Source organism: Nocardia sp. CDC160 (assembly GCF_035818795.1).
Taxonomy (GTDB): domain Bacteria; phylum Actinomycetota; class Actinomycetes; order Mycobacteriales; family Mycobacteriaceae; genus Nocardia.
Genome location: NZ_JAYKYT010000001.1, coordinates 817,942 through 835,364 on the forward strand (window position 1 = coordinate 817,942; position 17,423 = coordinate 835,364).

Here is a 17,423-nt window from a genome sequence, read left to right on the forward strand (position 1 = left end):
GAGGACGACGACATGCGATTCGCATTGACCGCGGAACAGAACGATTTTGCCGCCAGCCTGCGCAAGATGGCCGAGGCCGCCAAGACCCCCGGCATCGTCCGGGCCTGGGGCACGGGCGATTACGCCGCGGGGCGCGCGCTGATCGGCCAGCTGGCCGAGGCGGGCGCGCTGGGTCTGACCATTACCGAGGAGAACGGTGGCTTCGGCGCGGGCCCGGTCGAGCTGATCGTGGCCTGCACCGAGATCGGCCGGGCCGCCGTGCCGGGCCCCCTGGTGGAGACCGCCGCCGCGATTCCCGCACTGCTGCAGGCGCTTCCGGATTCGACGCTGGCCGCCCGATACCTGCCCGTGCTGGCCGAGGGCGCGAAGCTGGCCACCCTCGCACTCACCGCCTCGGGCGGGGCGAACGCAGGCCGTGCCGCCGCACCCGAATCGCCCTCGGGTGCGGCCGGATCCGCCGCGACGGCACCCGGAACGGCCACCGCGCTGGATGCCGATATCGCCGACCTTGTGCTGATCGCCGAGGGCGACCGCATTGCGCTGGCGACCGCCGGTGACCTCGTGAAGTCGGTGGACGCGGCCCGTCGCCTGTTCACCGTGACACCAGGCGAGGCTCTCGCCGAGGGTGAAGGTGTCAGCGCCGCAATCGATCTGGCCTTCGATACCGCCGCCCTGGCCGCGGCCGCCCAGCTGCTCGGCGCGGGCCGCGCGCTGCTGGACACCAGCGTCGACTACGTCAAGCAGCGCCAGCAGTTCGGCACCCCGATCGGCCGCAATCAGGCCATCAAGCACCACCTGGCCAATGCCCACATCGCCCTGGAAATGGCGCAGCCGCTGCTCTACCGGGCCGCTTTGACCCTGGAGTCGAACGCGGACAGCGTGATTCGTGGCCGCGACATCTCCGCCGCCAAGCTGGCCTGCGGCGAGGCCGCCTACCGGACCGCCCGCATTGCCCTGCAGGTCCACGGCGCGATCGGCTACACCGCCGAATGCGACCTGTCCCTCTGGCTGACCAAGGTCACCGCCCTGCGCTCGGCCTGGGGCACCCCGACCCAGCACCGAGCCCGCATCGCCACGGCGCTCCGGGCCGGAAACGTCGCATGAGCACCCCGGCGGCCGAGCCCGGCAGGCTCGAGTTCCCGTGCGCGGACGGCACATTCACCCCGTGCGTGGCGCGGGCCGTGCGCTCGCTGCTGTCCACCGCCGACAGCTCGCCCGGCCGCCGGGCATCCGACTCGAACACCATCTACGACAGGGGAGCGAAGGCATGAGCCTCACTGCCGAACAGCAGGAACTCGCCGCGACCGTGCGCGCGGTGCTGACCAAGCACGCCGACAGCGCGGCCGTGCGGCGCGGGCTGGAGAGCGAACTCGGCTACGACGAGCAGCTGTGGAAGCTGCTGTGCGAGCAGGTCGGTGTCGCGGCCCTGGCGATTCCGGAGGAGTTCGGGGGCATCGGGGTCGGATTGGTCGAATCTTTGCTGGTGGTCGAGGAACTCGGGCGCACGCTCGCCGCACCGCCCATGCTCGGCTCGGCCGTGCTGGGTGTGCAGGCGCTGCTGTTGGCCGCAAACACGGCGGCCAATGAGCGGCTGCTGCCCGAGGTCGCCGAGGGCACTCGCACGCTGGCCCTGTGCTGGGCCGGGCCGCGCGGCTGGGATTCGTTCGGGGTCGCTGTCGCGGACGGAAAGCTTGACGGCTCGGCGCATTACGTGCTCGACGGTGTCCATGCCGACACCCTGCTGGTCCTGACCGCCGCGGGGCTGTTCGAGGTCGACGGCCAAGCCGCGGGCGTCACCCGCACCGCGGTCGTCACCCAGGACCCGACCCGCAAGCTGGCGCGCATCGACTTCGAGGCCGTCGCGGCCCGTCCGGTCGGCGCGCTCGATGTCACCCGCCTGCGTGAAATCACCTGGGCCGCAGTGGTCGCCGAACAGATCGGCGCGGCCGAGCAGTGCCTGGACATGACGGTCGAATACACCAAGTCGCGCGTGCAGTTCGGCCGCCCGATCGGCAGCTTCCAGGCCCTCAAACATCGCATGGCCGATATGTACGTGCTGGTCGAATCCGCCCGCTCCCTGGGCTATCTCGCCATCGCGGGCCTGGCCGAGGGCGTCCTCGATCCGATCGACATCCAGGCCGCCCGCCTGCACGCCATCGACGCGTTCAACGCCGTCGTCTCCGAAACCGTGCAGATGCACGGCGGTATCGCCATCACCTGGGAACACGACGCGCACCTGTTCTTCAAGCGCGCCCACGCCGACGCCCAACTCTTCGGCACCCCCGCCCGCCCCCTGTCCCGCCCGGCCTAGCCGTACGATCCGGCTCATGAACCAACCCATGCCGCCACCGGGGCAGTACCCCTACCCGCCGCAGGGCCAGTCCCAGCCGGGGTACCCGCAGCAGCCCCAGCAGCCGTATCCCCCGCAGGGCCAGCAGCCCTACCCACAGCAGGGCCAGCCGCAGCAGCCGCCGGGACCGCAGTTCCCGATCCTGGTCTCCACCATGAACGACGTCCCCGGCCACGAGATCACCAAGGTGATCGGCGAGGTCGCGGGCCTGACCGTCCGCAGCCGCGGCCTGGGCGCGAACTTCGCGGCCGGTTTCCGCGCCTTGGGCGGCGGCGAGATTCACGAGTACACGCAGCTCCTCTACCAATCCCGGCACGAGGCGATCATGCGAATGTGTCAGCACGCCATGGCCTATGGCGCGAACGCCGTCATCGCCATGCGCTTCGACTGCAACGAGATCGCCAACACCATGAGCGAGGTGGCGGCCTACGGGACTGCGGTGATCGTGAAGGCCGCCGACCAGTAGCGGTCAGTGCTTCAAGACCTCGACCTCGCGGACCGGCTCCTTGCGGCCCAGTTTGGCGCGCAGGGGGTAGATCGCCATGACCACCAGGAGGCTGACGGTGGAGGCGAGGAGCTGGTTGCGCTGGTCGGGGTTGCGGGCCATGGCCACGAAGACGGCGACGATGGCGATGACGACGGCCCAGCTGATGTAGGGGTAGCCCCACATGCGGTAGGTCAGGGCCGAGGGGTCCTCGCGGCGCAGGCGGGCGCGAAGTCGCAACTGGGAGAACATGATCGCGACGTAGACGAAGGCCAGGACCACGCCGATGGAGTTCACCAGGAAGGTGAAGACCTTGTCCGGGGAGACGTAGGAGGCGATGACCGCGCCCCAGGCCGCGACGGTGCCGAGCAGGACCGCGCGGGCGGGGACGCCGCGCTTGTTCAGCTTCACCAGGGAGGCGGGGGCGTCGCCGTCGCGGGTGAGGACGTAGAGCATGCGGGAGGAGACGTAGATGGCGGAGTTCAGCACCGACAGCACCGCGGTCAGGATGACGACCTGCATGATGGTGCCCGCGGCGGGGATCCCGATGTAGTCGAGGGCGCTCACGAACGGGCTCTTCAGGACCTTGGCGTCGTTCCACGGCAGGATCGTCACCACCAGGAAGATCGAGGCCACGTAGAACAGCCCGACCCGCCACAGCACATTGTTGGTGGCGCGGGCGACGGTCTTGCCCGGCTCCTTGGATTCGGCCGCGGCCACGGTCACGATCTCGGTGCCGCCGAAGGCGAACATCACCACGACCACGGCGGAGAAGATGCCGCCGATGCCATTGGGCGCGAAACCGCCGTGCTGGGTCAGATTGCCGAAGCCCGGCGTCGAGCCGGGCCACAGCCCGAAGACCCAGGCCAAGCCGATCACCAGGAACAGCACGATCGCCACCACCTTGATGGAGGCGAACCAGAACTCGAACTCGCCGAACGACTTCACCGAGACCAGATTCACGGCGGTCATGACCACGAGCAGTCCGGCCGACAGGATCCACTGGTCCAGGTCGATCCAATTGCCCAGGATCGCGGCACCGGCCACCGCCTCGGCCCCGACCAGGATGACGTAGAGGTACCAGTACAGCCAGCCGACGGTGAATCCGGCGAACGGTCCCATGGCCATGCGCGCGTACTCGCCCATGGACCCGGCGACGGGCCGGGCCACCACCATTTCGCCGAGCGCGCGCAGCACGCACAGCACCACGAGTCCCGCGCCCGCGTAGGACAGGATCGCGGCGGGTCCGGCGGTCTCGATCACCGAGCCGCTGCCCACGAACAGGCCCGCGCCGATGGCACCGCCGATGGCGATCATGGTCATGTGCCGTCGCCGGAGACCGGTACGCAGACCCTCCTGCTCGACATCGCTCGATGCCGTCACGTGGGCACTGCCCGATGCCGTCACCTGGGCACTGTCGGCTTCCGACATCTGACCGCCACCTTCTTGTGTTGCTCGAGTGTTGCCCAAACACCATAACGAGCCTGGTCAGGCTATAAAAATCGCGTCGACGGCCGGGAATGCCCCGGATGCCGCCGATACGCGAATCCCGCACCCCGGCAGGCGTTTCCATTCCGGGGGTACCGTCGGGAGGTATGACCGAAACACAGCGTGGCCGAGTGCGCGTCGAAGCGAGCGCCAAGCGGGTGCGCGCCTATCTGGGCGGTCACCTGGCCGTCGACACCGTCCATCCGACGCTGGTGTGGGAGGGACCCCACTACCCCACCTACTACCTGCCGGTCGCCGACCTGCGGGTGAAGCTCGAACCCAATGGCAAGACCCGCCCGTCCCCCAGCCGCGGGGAGGGGACCGAATTCGATGTCGTCGCCGACGGCGTCACCGCCGCGGGCGCGGCCGTGCGTCATCTCGACTCCCCCATCGCCGAACTGCGTGAGCTGGTGAAGCTGGACTTCGCCGCCATGGACGAGTGGTTCGAGGAGGACGAGCCCATCTACGTCCACCCGCGCGACCCCTACACCCGGGTGGACATCCTCGCCAGCTCCCGCCATATCCGGGTGGAACTGGACGGCGTGACACTGGCCGACTCGCACTCCCCCCACATCCTGTTCGAGACCGGGCTGCCCGCGCGCTACTACCTGCCGCTCACCGATGTCCGCATGGACCTGCTGCGGCCGTCGGAGACCAGGACCTCGTGCCCGTACAAGGGGCACGCCGAGTACTGGAACATCCAACTGGCCGAGTCCAGCCATCCGGATCTGGTGTGGATCTACCGCACCCCGCTGCCGGAGAGTCAGAAGATCGCCGGGATGGCCTCGTTCTACAACGAGAAGGTCGACATCTGGGTGGACGGCGAGCTCCAGCCGCGCCCCAAGACGCCCTTCAGCTGATACAGCCGCCGTTCCGCCGAAAACCTCAGGCCCCCATGATCTCCGAGACCAGTCGGGGCAGGGCCGCCCCGATCGGGTCGCGCACGATCTCGGCGGCGTACTCGTCGTAGGGGGTCGGCTCGGCATTCACGATGACCAGGTCGGCCCCCGCGTCCACCGCCACCGCGCACATGGACGCGGCGGGTTCGACCTGGAGCGAACTGCCCACGGCCAGAAAGATTTCCGCGTTCTCCGCGATCTGCACCGCGGCGCGGATGGCGGTGGTGTCGAGTTGCTGACCGAACATGATGACGGCCGCCTTGAGAATGCCGCCGCAGTTCGGGCAGTCCGGATCGGGTTCGCCCGCCGCCACCCGGGCCAGGGTGGCGACCATGGTGTCGGTGAAATCGCAGTCGATGCAGACGACTTCGAACATATTGCCGTGGATCTCCACCACGGAGTCGGATCCGGCGCGCTGATGCAGCCGGTCGATGTTCTGGGTGATGATGCCGACCTCACGGCCCGAGCTCGCCAGCCGCACCAGCGCCTCGTGCGCCGGATTGGGTGTCGCCTGCCAGGCCGGATTGTCGCGCCGCGCCAGCCAGGCCCGCACCCGCAGCTCCGGATCGGCCACATAGTTCTGGTAGGTCGACAGCAGCTCCGCGATCGGGTCCTCGGTCCAGACCCCGCGCGGCCCACGGAAATCCGGGATTCCGGAGTCCGTCGAGATGCCCGCTCCCGTCAACACTCCGATCGGTCCCTTGCGGGTGCGCCAGTCCGTCACCCTGTCCACCCTAGGCCGAATCCGCGGCCCGGGCCGTTTACACCGCTAGGACGGCGGGCTGCTCGTCGGCGCGCCGGTATTGTCCGGGCGCGCGCCCGTATTCGCGCTTGAACGCCTTGGCGAACGCGAATTCGCTCTGATACCCGACCTTTCGGGCGACACCGGCCAAGGGCAGGTCGGTATCGCGCAGCAGGCGGGCGGCGGTCAGCATGCGCCAGCGGGTCAGGTAGGACAGCGGCGGTTCGCCGACGGTGGCGAGGAAGCGCCGGGCCAGGGTGGCGCGGCTGACACCCGCGAGCGCGCTCAGCTCCGGCACCGTCCAAGCCCGTTCCGGCGCAGCGTGCATGGCACGCAGGGCGTCCGCGACGGCCGGATCGGTGAAGGCCCCGGCCCAGCCGGTCGGGGCGGGCCGCTCGTCGAACCAGGCGCGCAGCAGGAACAGCAGCATCGTGTCGAGCAGCGCGGGGATGGCGGCATCGGTGCCGGGCCGGGGTTCGGCGATCTCGGCGGCGAGCAGATCGACCGCCGAGCGGAGCGCCGGATGGCGGCCGGGACGCGCCGGGAGATGGATGAACTCGGGCAGCTCGTCCAGCAGCGGATGACTGCGCTGCCTGCCGAGTTCGTAAGCGCCGCAGACCAGTACGGTCCGAGCGCCGGGACCCGCGATCTCGCGCGGCTCCCCCGGGTGCGCGACCTCACTGATCGGCGTGCCGAGGGCGTCGAGCAGATCGTGATGCTCACCGCGCGGCATGAACAGCACATCGCCCGCACCCAAGGCGATGGGTTCCCCGCCGGGCGGCACCACCCAGCACGAACCCTGTAGGACCACATGGAATCCCGCGCCCGGGACCTTCGGATAGCGCCGACCCCACGGCGCGTGCCGGACGAACAGGCCGGAGGCGGGACTGCCCGTGCGGATGGCGGCGACGGTCTCGCTGAGGATGTCCACCGATTCACCATACAGCTCATGCGATGAGCGTTTGGAGCATTATTATGAGCATTCGAACCATTCAGATGCTCATCGATTCTCCATAACGTTGAGGGCATGACGAACAACGAGTTCCCGAGCATCGCCGTGTACGGTGTGAGCGGCCACACCGGCGGCTACATCCTGGCCGATCTGCGCCGACGCGGCCTGACCCCGATCCTGGTGGGCCGCAATGCCGAACGGCTGCGTGCGACAGCCGAGGCGGCCGGGCTGCCCGACGCCGAGCTCCGCATCGCCGCGGCCGATGACCGTGCCGCCCTGGTCGCCGCGTTCACCGGCGCGGACGTGGTGATCAGCAGTCTTCCCGGCTACGTGGACATCGGCGAAGAGATCCTGGCCGCCGCCATCGAGGCGGGCGCACACTACGTCGACATCTCGGGCGAGCAGCTGTTCACCCGCCGCGTCTTCGACGAGTACGGTCCGCGAGCCGAAAAGGCGGGCGTGACAGTCGTTTCCGCGGTCACCGACAGCAATCTGCCCGCCGACCTACTCGCCCATCTGGTCGCCCAACGACTCCCGGACCCGATCGACTTCGTGATCAGTCACCGCAGCCGCAGCGGGGGTGACGGCTCGCGCGGCAGCGCGAAAACGGTACTGGCCAGCCTGGACTGGTTCCGTGACGGCGGGTGGCACTACGCGGACGGCGAATTCCGCACCGGCCCCGTCGATCCCGCACCGATGCGGTACCCCGGCGACGCCGAGCCGACCGCGGTGGCGAAATTCGCGTTCCCGGCGGTGCTCACCATTCCGCGGCACACCGCGGCCGCGACCGTCACCGGTGTCGTGGACGGTGTTTTCCGCGAGAACATCACCGGCCTCACGCCAGAGCTCGTCGCCAGCCTGCCGGAAAAGCCCAGTGCCGCCTCCGATCTGCGCTTCGACATGGTGGTGGACGCGACCGGCGCGGACGGTCGTGGGCTGCGCGGCGTGCTCAGCGGCCTCGATTCCTACCGGGACTCCGGCCTGATCGCCGTCGAGGCGGCGGTGCGGCTGGCCGCGGGCACCGCGAAGGCGGGTGCACTCGCCCCGGCCGAAGCCTTCGATGCCGAGGACTTCCTGAATTCCCTCGCGCCCCACGGCATCACCTGGACGATCACCAATAGAGTGGGTGCATGAGCGACGACCGACCGAAGCTGGCCGCGGAGTTGGATCTGGAACCGCATCCCGAGGGCGGCTGGTTTCGGGAAACCTGGCGCAGCGGAATCGAATTCGAGCCGGAGGGTTACGGCGGGCCGCGTTCGAGCGGGACGGCGATCTATTACCTGCTGCTGCCCGGCGAGAAATCCGCGCCGCACACGGTGACCTCGGACGAGATCTGGTTCTGGCATCGGGGTGGCCCCCTGCTGCTGAACATCGGGGGTGAGGAGGTCGTCCTCGGACCCGATGTCGAGCAGGGGCAGCGCCCCCAGGCGGTGGTCCCCGGTGGGGTCAGCCAATCCGCCCGACCGGCGGGGGACCACTACAGCCTGGTGAGCTGTGTGGTCTCCCCCGGTTTCGATTTCGCCGACTTCCGGCTCGACTGAGCCTCAGCTGTCGACTTCGAGAATCCCCTCGGCCACCGCGTGATCGATGGTCTTCTCGAGGTTGGGGCAGGAATCGGGCTTGCCGAAGACTGGACCGTTCTCGGCGAGCTTCTGGAACACCGGGCAGTGCGTGGCCGGATTCTCCTTCCACTGCACCGTCTTCTGATTGTGCGAGTGCTTGCGCACCAGCACCTCGGTGCCGCAGGACTGACACGCGATGGGTGTCATGCCCGATTCCATGTAGTGCTCTTTGTCGAGAACCGTCTGGGCGCGCACCTGTTCACGCTGTTCCGGACGGTCCGCGAAATCGGGTGCCTTCGCCCAGCTGGTCATCAGACTCCTGCTTCCTCCGACGAGGCCGAGTCGGCGGCAGCCGCTTCGGCCTCCTTGGCTTCCCGCTTCTTCCGCAGATTCTCCTCGACCTCGGCGGTCCAGGACTCGACGGCCTTGGAGGTGTCGATCTCGAATTCGAAGCGCTGCACCGACTTCGGATCGATATCGGCGACGTCCACATAGAACTGGTCGTACCAGCGGCGCAGCTGGTAGACCGGCCCGTCCTCCTCGGTCAGGAGCGGGTTGTCGATCTTGGACTTGTGCTTCCAGATCTCGACATCCTGCAGGAAGCCCTGGGAGACGCCCTCGGTCATCTTGGCGGCGAACGCCTCGGCCTGCTCGTCGGGCAGCCCCTTCGGCTTCTCGAGCGAGACGCCCCACTGCAGAACGAAGGAGTTCTGCGTGACCGGGTAGTGGCAGTTGATGAGGACCGTCTTGACCTCGAAGCCGCTGTAGATATTGAGCAGCGGGTTGATCATGTACGACGGCCCGAAGTACGACGCCTCGGACTTGAGCAGCACGTCGATCCCGGCCTCGGCCGCCTGGCCGATGTCCGGACGCCCCTTGGTCTCCAGGTACTGCGTGGCCACGTGGCCCTCGAGTACATTCTTGAAGTACGTCGGGAAGGCGTAGTGGATATAGAAGAAGTGCGCCATATCCACGACGTTGTCGATGATCTCGCGGCAGTTGGAGCCCTCGATCAGCATCGAGTGCCAGGTCCAGTCGGTCCAGCCCTCGCTGAGCGTCTCCGAGGGCGTGCCGTCGGCATTCGTGAAGGGACCCTCGATGTAGGGAATGGTCACCTCGTCCGGCGGCGGATTGCCCTCGTGGTCGTGCCAGACGAACAGCTGGCCATTGCGCTCCAACGTGATCCAGGAACGGGTGCGCGCCAGCGGCGGTACGCGCCGGGCGTAGGGGATGCCGGTGCACTTGCCGTCGCCGCCCCAGCGCCAATCGTGGAACGGGCAGGCGATGGAGTCGCCCTTGACCTCACCCATACTCAGGTCGCCACCGAGGTGGCGGCAGTAGGAGTCCAGCACCTTCAGCTCACCCTGGCTGTTCATGAAAACGACCAGCTTGGTGCCGAACACATTGACCGCGTGCGGCTTGCCGTCACGGAAATCCTTGGCAAGCCCCAGGCAGTGCCAACCCCGGGCGTAGCGGGTGGGCATCGAACCCACGTCGATCTCGCGGACCTTCCCGCGGGGCCCTTGGGCGCTTGTCGCCATCGTTGATCCTCCTATGGATGTACTAGAACACGTTACAAAATTGACTGACGGTTGGCCAGCGATAGGTCCAACTACCAGGATGGGGGCACCCTGAGCTGCGCTAGCACCACGTTCTCGACAGGAATAAGAACGTGTTCTACTCTCAGGGGCAAACGAAGACCGCTTCCCGTACCAGCACCAGGCAGGAGCAACTGGCGAGATGACGCAAGAAGTAGTTGAGCGGGTCGAGGCGCTGCTGCCCACCCTGCGCGAGCGCGCCCAGCAGGCCGAGGATCTGCGCCAGATCCCGGAGGAGTCCATCAAGGAACTCGAGGCCGCCGGTTTCTTCAAGCTGCTTCAGCCCAAGCAGTGGGGCGGCCACGCGGCCGATCCGGTCGTCTTCTACGACACCGTCCGCAAGATCGCCAGCGCCTGCGGCTCCACCGGCTGGGTGGCGGGCATCATCGGCGTGCACAACTGGCACCTGGCGCTGTTCGATCAGCGTGCGCAGGAAGAGGTTTGGGGCGAGAACACCGACGTCCGCATCTCCTCGTCCTACGCGCCCATGGGCGCGGGCGTGGTGACCGAGGACGGCGAGGGCTACACCGTGAACGGTTCCTGGGCCTGGTCTTCGGGCTCGGGCCACGCGGACTGGGTGGTCGTCGGCGGCCCGGTGATCAAGAACGGCAAGCCGGTGGACTTCGGCTCGTTCCTGATCCCGCGCAGCGAGTACGAGATCAAGGATGTGTGGCACGTGGTCGGCCTGCGCGGCACCGGCTCCAACACCATCGTGGTCGAGAATGTGTACGTCCCCAGGCACCGTTTCCTCAGCTTCCGTGCCATGAGCGAGCTGAAAGCGCCTGGCCTGGAGCAGAATACCGACCCGGTCTACAAAATGCCTTGGGGCACCATCCATCCCACCACCATCTCGACCCCGATCGTCGGAATGGCCTACGGCGCTTACGAAGCCCACGTCGAGCATCAGGGCAAGCGAGTGCGCGCGGCCTACGCGGGCGAGAACGCCAAGGACGATCCGTTCGGCAAGGTGCGCATCGCCGAGGCGGCCAGCGACATCGACGCCGCCTGGCGTCAGCTCTCGGGCAATGTCGCCGAGGAGTACGCCTATCTGCTGCGCGGTGAGGACGTGCCGTTCGACGTGCGCGCCCGCGCCCGCCGTGACCAGGTGCGGGCCACCGGCCGGGCGGTGGCCTCGATCGACAAGCTGTTCGAGGCGTCCGGTGCCACCGCGCTCGCGAACGGCACTCCGCTGCAGCGCTTCTGGCGCGACGCGCACGCCGGTCGCGTGCACGCGGCCAATGACGCCGAGCGCGCCTACGTCATGTACGGCACGCACGCGTTCGGCCTCCCGATCACCGACACGATGGTGTAACCCATGACATCAGTTGGAGAAATCACCTTCGAATCCACCTCGCGCTACGCGCAGGTGCGCCCGGATCTGAAGCTGCACTATCACGAGGCCGGGGTCGGCAACGGCCCCACCATCGTGCTGCTGCACGGCGGCGGCCCGGGCGCGAGCTCGTGGTCCAACTTCGCCAAGAACATTCCGGTGCTGGCCAAGGACTTTCACGTGCTGGCCGTCGACCAGCCGGGCTTCGGACTGTCCGACAAGCCGACCGAGCACCCGCAGTACTTCGTGCACTCGGCCTCGGCGTTGAAGGACCTGCTCGACACCCTCGGCATCACCGAACGCGTGCACCTGCTGGGCAATTCGCTCGGCGGCGGCGCGGCCACCCGCTTCGCGCTGGACTACCCGGACCGCGCGGGCAAGCTGGTGCTCATGGGCCCCGGCGGCCTGTCCACCAACCTGTTCGCGCCGGACCCCACCGAGGGCGTGAAGCTGCTGTCCAAGTTCAACTTCGAGCCCACGAGGGAGAACCTGGAGGCGTTCCTGCGGATCATGGTCTTCGACCAGTCGCTGATCACGCCGGAGCTCGTCGAGGAGCGCTTCGCCTCGGCCTCCCAGCCGGAGTCCCTGGCCGCCACCCGCGCCATGGGCAAGTCCTTCGCCGGACCGGATTTCGCCAAGGGCATGATCTGGCGCGACGCCTTCAAGTTGCGGCAGCCTGTACTCATGATCTGGGGCCGCGAAGACCGGGTGAACCCGATCGACGGCGCGCTCGTGGCATTGAAGATGGTGCCGCGCGTGCAGCTGCACGTGTTCGGTGGATGCGGCCACTGGGCGCAGTTGGAGAAGTTCGACGAATTCAACCGCCTGGCAACCGACTTCCTGCTCGGCGTCAAGGAGAAGTGAGCATGGGTATCAAGGCGCTCGGATACATGCGCATCGAGGCCACCGACGTGGCGGCCTGGCGGGAGTACGGGCTCAAGGTGCTCGGCATGATGGAGAGCACCGGGGCCAACCCGGACGCGCTGTACCTGCGCATGGACGATTTCCCCGCGCGCTTGGTGATCGTCCCGGGCGAGCGGGATCGCCTGCTGGTCTCGGGCTGGGAGGTCACCGATGCCCGGGCCCTGCAACAGCTTCGGGAGACGCTGTCCAAGAACGGCATCGCCTTCACCGAGGGCACCAAGGACGAGCTCGCCGAGCGGCGCGTGGAGGGCATGATCCGATTCCAGGATCCGTCCGACAACACCCTCGAGGCGTTCTACGGCGCGCAGTACCTGGGCCGCCGGTTCGTCAGCCCGTACGGCCACAAGTTCGTGACCGCCGAGCAGGGTCTGGGCCACGTGGTGCTGACCTGCACGGACGACGCCGCGGCACAGGCGTTCTACCAGGACATCCTGGGCTTCCGGCTGCGCGACTCCATGCGGCTGGCGCCCCAGATGGTGGGCCGTCCCGCCGACGGCGAACCGGCCTGGCTGCGGTTCTACGGCTGCAATCCGCGCCACCACGCGCTGGCGTTCCTGCCGCTGCCCAACCCGACCGGGATCGTGCATCTCATGGTCGAGGTGGAGAACTCCGACGACGTCGGCCTCTGCCTGGATCGCGCCAACCGCAAGAAGGTCAAGATGTCGGCCACCCTCGGTCGGCACATCAACGACAAGATGCTGTCGTTCTACATGAAGACGCCGGGCGGATTCGATATCGAATTCGGCTGTGAGGGACTGGAAGTCGACGATCACTCGTGGATCGCGCGGGAATCCACCGCGGTCAGCCTGTGGGGCCACGACTTCAGCGTCGGATTCAAATAGGCGAAGCACGAGGGGCGGCAGAGTCGATATGACCACCGAGGAATACCCGTTGATCGACGGGCGCAAGTTCCGGAATGTGCTGGGGCAGTTCTGCACCGGCATCACCGTCATCACCACCTTCGACGGCGAGGGCGAGGCGAGCGCGCCCATCGGGTTCGCCTGCCAGTCCTTCGCCGCGTTGTCCCTCGATCCGCCGCTGGTGCTGTTCTGCCCGACCAAGGAGTCCCGCTCCTGGGCGGCGATCCAGCGCAACGGCAGCTTCGCCGTGAACATGCTCGCCGAGGAGCAGCAGCCGGTGTGCGCCCGCTTCGGCTCCCGCGAACCCGACAAGTTCGCCGGAATCGATTGGCACACCTCGGATCTGGGGCTCCCGGTGCTGGACGGCGCGTTGGCCACGATCCAGTGCACTGTGGACAACGTGCTCGACGGCGGCGATCACTACATTGTGATCGGCCGGGTTCTGGCCCTGTCGGAGTCCACCGACTCCGGCAGGCCGCTGCTCTTCTATCGGGGCCAGTACACGGCCATCGAGCCGGAGAAGTCGACGCCCGCGCCCTGGCGCGCGGATCTGGAGCACTTCCTCACCACCACGACGCTCGACACCTGGCTCTAGCGCTTCGCCGGTGAAACGAAGGGTCCCTGTGGAATTCATCCACAGGGACTCTTCTCATGTGTGTGGATTTGTGGATAACTCAGGCTGCGGTGACGCGGGCTTGGCGGCGGTATTGGCCTGGGGCCAGGCCGTATTCGCGCTTGAACGCCTTGCCGAAGGCGAACTCGGAGCTGTATCCGGCTCTGGCGGCGACCTTTTCGATGGCCAGATCATCCTCGCGAAGCAGCCGCGCCGCAGTGGTCAGTCGCCAGCGGGTCAGATAGGCCAGCGGCGGTTCGCCGACCATCGCATTGAACTTGCGGGCGAAGGCAGCTCGCGACAGGCCCGCGTGGTCGGCCAGGGACTGGACCGTCCACGGCGCGGCCGGATCGTCGTGCATGGCGGCCAGCGCCGGGGCGACCGCCGGATCCCGCAGGGCCGCAGCCCATCCCGTCGCCTCCTTCTCGGGCTGTTCCTCGATCCAGGCGCGCAGGATGTAGAGCAGCAGGGAATCGATGAGCGCGGGCACGATGCCGTGCGATCCAATGCGCGGATTGTCGAGTTCCGCGCCGAGCAGCCCGACCGCGGCGGCCAACTCCGGATGCTTGCCGTGCCGCGCGGGTAGATAAATCACCTCGGGCAGCTGCCGCAGCAGTGGATGCGGCCGCTGCCCATCGAGGTGATAGTTGCCGCAGAGGAGACTGGCGGCGGGGCCGTCACCGCCGAGCCGCAGCACACCCACGGGCGGGCGCTGGAGGTACTGCTCGGGCCGCGGCACCTCCGGTGGGGTGTCCGGGTGGTCGGCCAGGATGTGCCCCGCCCCGTCCCGGACGAACACCACGTCGCCCGGTCCCATGGCGATGGCCTGCGCGGGATCCTCGGTCGGATAGAACCAGCAGGTCCCGTGCAGCACGACATGGAATCCCGCGCCCGCGGTCGGCGGCAGCCGCAGCGCCCACGGCGCGCGCCCGTCGGTCCGCGCCGAATTCGGCGCACCCGTCCGCATGGAGGCCAACGCCTCGCTCAGCACATCCATCGCCCGCTCTCCCATCACTCGACGGTCAATACAACCTTGCCGACCGTCTCACCGGAAGCCACCAGCTCGTGCGCCTTCCCCGCCTCTTCCAGCGGCAGCGTCTCGGCGACGGTCGGCCGCACCTTCCCCGCGTCGACCAGCTCCGCGATCTGCTCCAGCCCCCAGTAATCCGGCTCCACCGACACACCGGCGAACCGCCGCCCCGCCGCCTTCACGGTCTGCTCCAGCTCGGCACTCGGGTGCTCGAGAATCGTCACCAACACCCCACCCGGCTTCAACACACTCAGCGACCGCACCCCATCGGCAACGGAGTCGAAGACGATATCGACATCCTTCACCACCTCGGTGAAATCCGTTGTCCGATAATCGATCACCTCATCGGCCCCCAGCCCCTTCACATACTCGTGCTTCCCCGCGCTGGCGAGCGCGATCACATACGCTCCCTTCGCCTTCGCGATCTGCACCGCCAGGTGCCCAACCCCACCGGCAGCCCGGTGAATCAACACCCGATCCCCCGCCTTGACCCCGGCCTTGTCGACCAGCCCCTGCCAAGCGGTGAGCGCAGCCAGCGGCAACGCCGCCGCCTCAATATGACTCAACGACTTGGGCTTCCGCGCCACCTGCCGCGACGGCGTAGCCACATACTCCGCGTAACCCGTTGCCGCCCTGGGAAAGAACGGCATCCCATAAACCTCTTCCCCAACCTCATACCGAGCCCCCGGCCCGACCGCCTCGACCACCCCCGAGATATCCCAGCCAACCCCGAACGGCGGCTGCCCAAGCAACGGGAACGCCCCCGACCGCACAGCCACATCAACAGGATTGACCGCACTCGCCTTAACCCTGACAAGCACCTCCCCACTCAACAACTCCGGCTTCTCAGCCTCCACAACCTCGAGCACCTCAGGCCCACCAAAGCTCGTCTGAACAACCGCCCGCATCGCAGTCATCTCCTCTGCCTGAACTCCCTCGGCCCGACCTCCGAACCGAACAAGAAGAACATTACGAAGCAGAAGAAAGACTTTGAATGACTGCACGTCTCCTATTTTTATCCACAAGTCTTCCAATGAAGACGGCTTGGACAGCGTTGACGAATCAACTCCGGATCCAACCTCGAAAATTCGCTGGACTCGACAGATAGCCTTTCGCTATGGAATTGAGTACGGGGAACTCGAAGGTCATTGTCGACGGATCCGAACTGGCCTTTCGAGTGTTGGCAGCCATCGCGAGGACCAATCGGGCACTCGTCGAGAACGCCTTGTCGGCGCAACTGACCTGGCTGGCCTGGCTACCCGATAGCGCACGCGCAGCGTGCATCTCGGAGCTCATGGACCATTTCGCACAGGGCACGGAAACCTCGGCAGTACTGTCATTCTCGCGAGCCACCCGAGAGTGGCAGTCGACGGCAGACGTGTACTCCGATCCCGACCTTGCCCGCCATCTGAGCGGTCCCTTCAACCCATACACCAACGACCGAACAAGATCAGGGAGCTCCCACCGCGGAAACCTGTCCGATTTCCCACAGTGAGAGCTCCCTGATCTTGGAGCTATGTCGGGTTACGAGTGCGTGAGGACCACGTCGGCGAGGACGGGGGCGTCGTCGCGTTCGACGACGGTCACGGCGATGGCCAGTTCGCCGTCCTGCTGCCAGATGCGGGAGCGCAGGGTTTCGCCGGGGTACATGACACCGGCGAAGCGGGCGCGGAAACCCTTGATGCGGGCGACATCCGAGGCCAGCACGGTGTCGGTGGCGGTCTTGAGGACTAGGCCGTAGGTGCACAGGCCGTGCAGGATCGGGTTGGGGAAGCCCGCGTTGCGGGCGAATTCGGGGTCCGAGTGCAGGGGGTTGCGGTCGCCGCACATGCGGTAGAGGAGGGCCTGCTGGGGCAGCGTGGGCGTCAGGACCTCGAAATCCGGTGCGCGGTCGGGGAGTTCGGTCTTGGCGCTGGGGCCGCGCTCGCCGCCGAAGCCGCCCTCGCCCTTGGCGAAGATGGAAGAGCGTGCGGTCCACAGGGTTTCGCCGTCGGAGCCGATGGCAGTGTCCTCGCGCCAGACGACGGCATTGCTGCCCTTGTCCCAGATCTCGGTGATGCGGCCGGAGATCGAACCCTTGCCCGAGGCCGGAATCGGCCGGTGCACGATGATCTCCTGGCTGCCGTGCACGACCTTGGCCAGGTCGATGTCGATGCCGTCGAACTTCACCTTGGGCGGCTCGGTCTCGTGGAAGGACGGCGCGACGGTCGCGAAGGACGGGAGCACGGCGGGCTCGCGGTCGTCGAGGTAGCGCAGCTCGGCCGGGTCGGTCCAGCGGTCGCCCGCGCCGAGGGCCAGGTTGTAGGTCTGCACATCGCTGGCGGACCAGCTGAATTCGCGCGCCGGAATCCGCGCGCCGAGCGCGACACTCAAATCGATGGGCATGAAGGGTTCTCCTCGTCACTCGCGTCCGATGGTCCGGCGCGACTCGCCTCCCCGCAAGCCGCCGCCCCGCTGACCGGGTAGCGCGTCAAAGTCTGGTTTCCCGGATCCGCCACCGGGATAGAGCGTTCCATGGTGGCGAATCCGGATTCTTCAATTGTGCTGGGTTGGGCGCGGACTCGACGTGACCCGACTCGCGCCCAACCCGA

General features: G+C 67.5%; 19 protein-coding genes. 11 read left to right on the forward strand and 8 right to left on the reverse strand.

Annotated features, from left to right (window positions below; genetic code table 11):
- The first annotated feature begins 12 nt into the window (after window positions 1-12).
- From VMT40_RS03555 to VMT40_RS03570, 4 genes are read left to right on the forward strand one after another with little or no spacing between them, the layout of a single operon-like run.
- Window positions 13-1,104, forward strand: a complete 1,092-nt coding sequence (locus tag VMT40_RS03555) for an acyl-CoA dehydrogenase family protein (protein ID WP_326356514.1) — start codon at window positions 13-15, stop codon at window positions 1,102-1,104.
- Window positions 1,101-1,271 (forward strand): hypothetical protein, encoded by a 171-nt coding sequence (locus VMT40_RS03560; RefSeq protein ID WP_326356515.1) that lies wholly within the window; start codon window positions 1,101-1,103, stop codon window positions 1,269-1,271. The genes VMT40_RS03555 and VMT40_RS03560 overlap by 4 nt, the downstream gene beginning before the upstream one ends.
- Window positions 1,268-2,311: an acyl-CoA dehydrogenase family protein gene (locus VMT40_RS03565; RefSeq protein WP_326356516.1), complete on the forward strand. Its 1,044-nt coding sequence runs from the start codon at window positions 1,268-1,270 to the stop codon at window positions 2,309-2,311. Before VMT40_RS03560 ends, VMT40_RS03565 begins: the two co-directional genes overlap by 4 nt.
- A 16-nt stretch (window positions 2,312-2,327) precedes the next feature.
- A complete protein-coding gene (locus VMT40_RS03570; protein ID WP_442789896.1) occupies window positions 2,328-2,816 on the forward strand; it encodes a YbjQ family protein in 489 nt (162 codons plus the stop codon).
- A 3-nt stretch (window positions 2,817-2,819) separates the two neighbouring features.
- On the opposite strand, the gene VMT40_RS03575 is transcribed toward VMT40_RS03570, so the two are convergent.
- Entirely contained in the window at window positions 2,820-4,265 is a 1,446-nt protein-coding gene (locus VMT40_RS03575; RefSeq protein WP_326356517.1) for an amino acid permease, read from the reverse strand.
- Window positions 4,266-4,429: 164 nt separating this feature from the next.
- Here VMT40_RS03575 and VMT40_RS03580 point away from each other — a divergent pair, with 164 nt between their 5' ends.
- On the forward strand, window positions 4,430-5,182 hold the full coding sequence (locus VMT40_RS03580) for a DUF427 domain-containing protein (RefSeq protein ID WP_326356518.1): 753 nt from the start codon (window positions 4,430-4,432) through the stop codon (window positions 5,180-5,182).
- A gap of 25 nt (window positions 5,183-5,207) precedes the next feature.
- Here VMT40_RS03580 and VMT40_RS03585 read toward each other — a convergent pair whose 3' ends face one another.
- Window positions 5,208-5,945: an SIR2 family NAD-dependent protein deacylase gene (locus VMT40_RS03585; protein ID WP_326356519.1), complete on the reverse strand. Its 738-nt coding sequence runs from the start codon at window positions 5,943-5,945 to the stop codon at window positions 5,208-5,210.
- A gap of 37 nt (window positions 5,946-5,982) precedes the next feature.
- The gene (locus VMT40_RS03590; RefSeq protein WP_326356520.1) at window positions 5,983-6,894 is read right to left on the reverse strand and encodes an AraC family transcriptional regulator; all 912 of its coding nucleotides are present in this window, start codon (window positions 6,892-6,894) and stop codon (window positions 5,983-5,985) included.
- Window positions 6,895-6,990: 96 nt separating this feature from the next.
- On the opposite strand from VMT40_RS03590, the gene VMT40_RS03595 reads away from it, so the two are divergent.
- Both VMT40_RS03595 and VMT40_RS03600 read left to right on the forward strand, forming a co-directional pair.
- Window positions 6,991-8,049 carry a saccharopine dehydrogenase NADP-binding domain-containing protein gene (locus VMT40_RS03595; protein ID WP_326356521.1) on the forward strand — a complete coding sequence of 353 codons (1,059 nt, stop codon included), beginning with the start codon at window positions 6,991-6,993 and terminating at the stop codon, window positions 8,047-8,049.
- The gene (locus VMT40_RS03600; RefSeq protein WP_326356522.1) at window positions 8,046-8,456 is read left to right on the forward strand and encodes a cupin domain-containing protein; all 411 of its coding nucleotides are present in this window, start codon (window positions 8,046-8,048) and stop codon (window positions 8,454-8,456) included. The genes VMT40_RS03595 and VMT40_RS03600 overlap by 4 nt, the downstream gene beginning before the upstream one ends.
- Before the next feature lie 3 nt (window positions 8,457-8,459).
- Here VMT40_RS03600 and VMT40_RS03605 read toward each other — a convergent pair whose 3' ends face one another.
- Window positions 8,460-8,789: a hypothetical protein gene (locus VMT40_RS03605; protein ID WP_326356523.1), complete on the reverse strand. Its 330-nt coding sequence runs from the start codon at window positions 8,787-8,789 to the stop codon at window positions 8,460-8,462.
- Window positions 8,789-10,018 (reverse strand): Rieske 2Fe-2S domain-containing protein, encoded by a 1,230-nt coding sequence (locus VMT40_RS03610; protein ID WP_326356524.1) that lies wholly within the window; start codon window positions 10,016-10,018, stop codon window positions 8,789-8,791. Before VMT40_RS03610 ends, VMT40_RS03605 begins: the two co-directional genes overlap by 1 nt.
- 199 nt (window positions 10,019-10,217) lie before the next feature.
- Between VMT40_RS03610 and hsaA the strand changes: the two genes are divergently transcribed.
- Genes hsaA through hsaB form a run of 4 tightly spaced genes read left to right on the forward strand, consistent with a single transcriptional unit; the run spans window position 10,218 to window position 13,784 of the window.
- Window positions 10,218-11,387 carry a 3-hydroxy-9,10-secoandrosta-1,3,5(10)-triene-9,17-dione monooxygenase oxygenase subunit gene (gene hsaA, locus VMT40_RS03615; protein ID WP_326356525.1) on the forward strand — a complete coding sequence of 390 codons (1,170 nt, stop codon included), beginning with the start codon at window positions 10,218-10,220 and terminating at the stop codon, window positions 11,385-11,387.
- A 3-nt stretch (window positions 11,388-11,390) separates the two neighbouring features.
- Window positions 11,391-12,269, forward strand: coding sequence for a 4,5:9,10-diseco-3-hydroxy-5,9,17-trioxoandrosta-1(10),2-diene-4-oate hydrolase (hsaD, locus tag VMT40_RS03620; RefSeq protein ID WP_326356526.1), 879 nt, complete (start codon window positions 11,391-11,393; stop codon window positions 12,267-12,269).
- 2 nt (window positions 12,270-12,271) lie between these two features.
- Window positions 12,272-13,171 carry an iron-dependent extradiol dioxygenase HsaC gene (gene hsaC / locus VMT40_RS03625; protein ID WP_442789897.1) on the forward strand — a complete coding sequence of 300 codons (900 nt, stop codon included), beginning with the start codon at window positions 12,272-12,274 and terminating at the stop codon, window positions 13,169-13,171.
- A gap of 28 nt (window positions 13,172-13,199) precedes the next feature.
- Complete coding sequence (gene hsaB, locus VMT40_RS03630) at window positions 13,200-13,784, forward strand: 3-hydroxy-9,10-secoandrosta-1,3,5(10)-triene-9,17-dione monooxygenase reductase subunit (protein ID WP_326356528.1); 585 nt, start codon at window positions 13,200-13,202, stop codon at window positions 13,782-13,784.
- A 79-nt stretch (window positions 13,785-13,863) separates the two neighbouring features.
- Here the strand turns inward: hsaB and VMT40_RS03635 are convergent, their stop codons facing one another.
- The 3 genes from VMT40_RS03635 to VMT40_RS03645 form a co-directional block, all read right to left on the reverse strand.
- A complete protein-coding gene (locus VMT40_RS03635; RefSeq protein WP_326356529.1) occupies window positions 13,864-14,814 on the reverse strand; it encodes an AraC family transcriptional regulator in 951 nt (316 codons plus the stop codon).
- Window positions 14,814-15,836 carry an NADP-dependent oxidoreductase gene (locus VMT40_RS03640; protein ID WP_326356530.1) on the reverse strand — a complete coding sequence of 341 codons (1,023 nt, stop codon included), beginning with the start codon at window positions 15,834-15,836 and terminating at the stop codon, window positions 14,814-14,816. Before VMT40_RS03640 ends, VMT40_RS03635 begins: the two co-directional genes overlap by 1 nt.
- A 520-nt stretch (window positions 15,837-16,356) precedes the next feature.
- Window positions 16,357-17,217, reverse strand: a complete 861-nt coding sequence (locus tag VMT40_RS03645; protein WP_326356531.1) for a MaoC family dehydratase — start codon at window positions 17,215-17,217, stop codon at window positions 16,357-16,359.
- Window positions 17,218-17,423 lie beyond the last annotated feature (206 nt).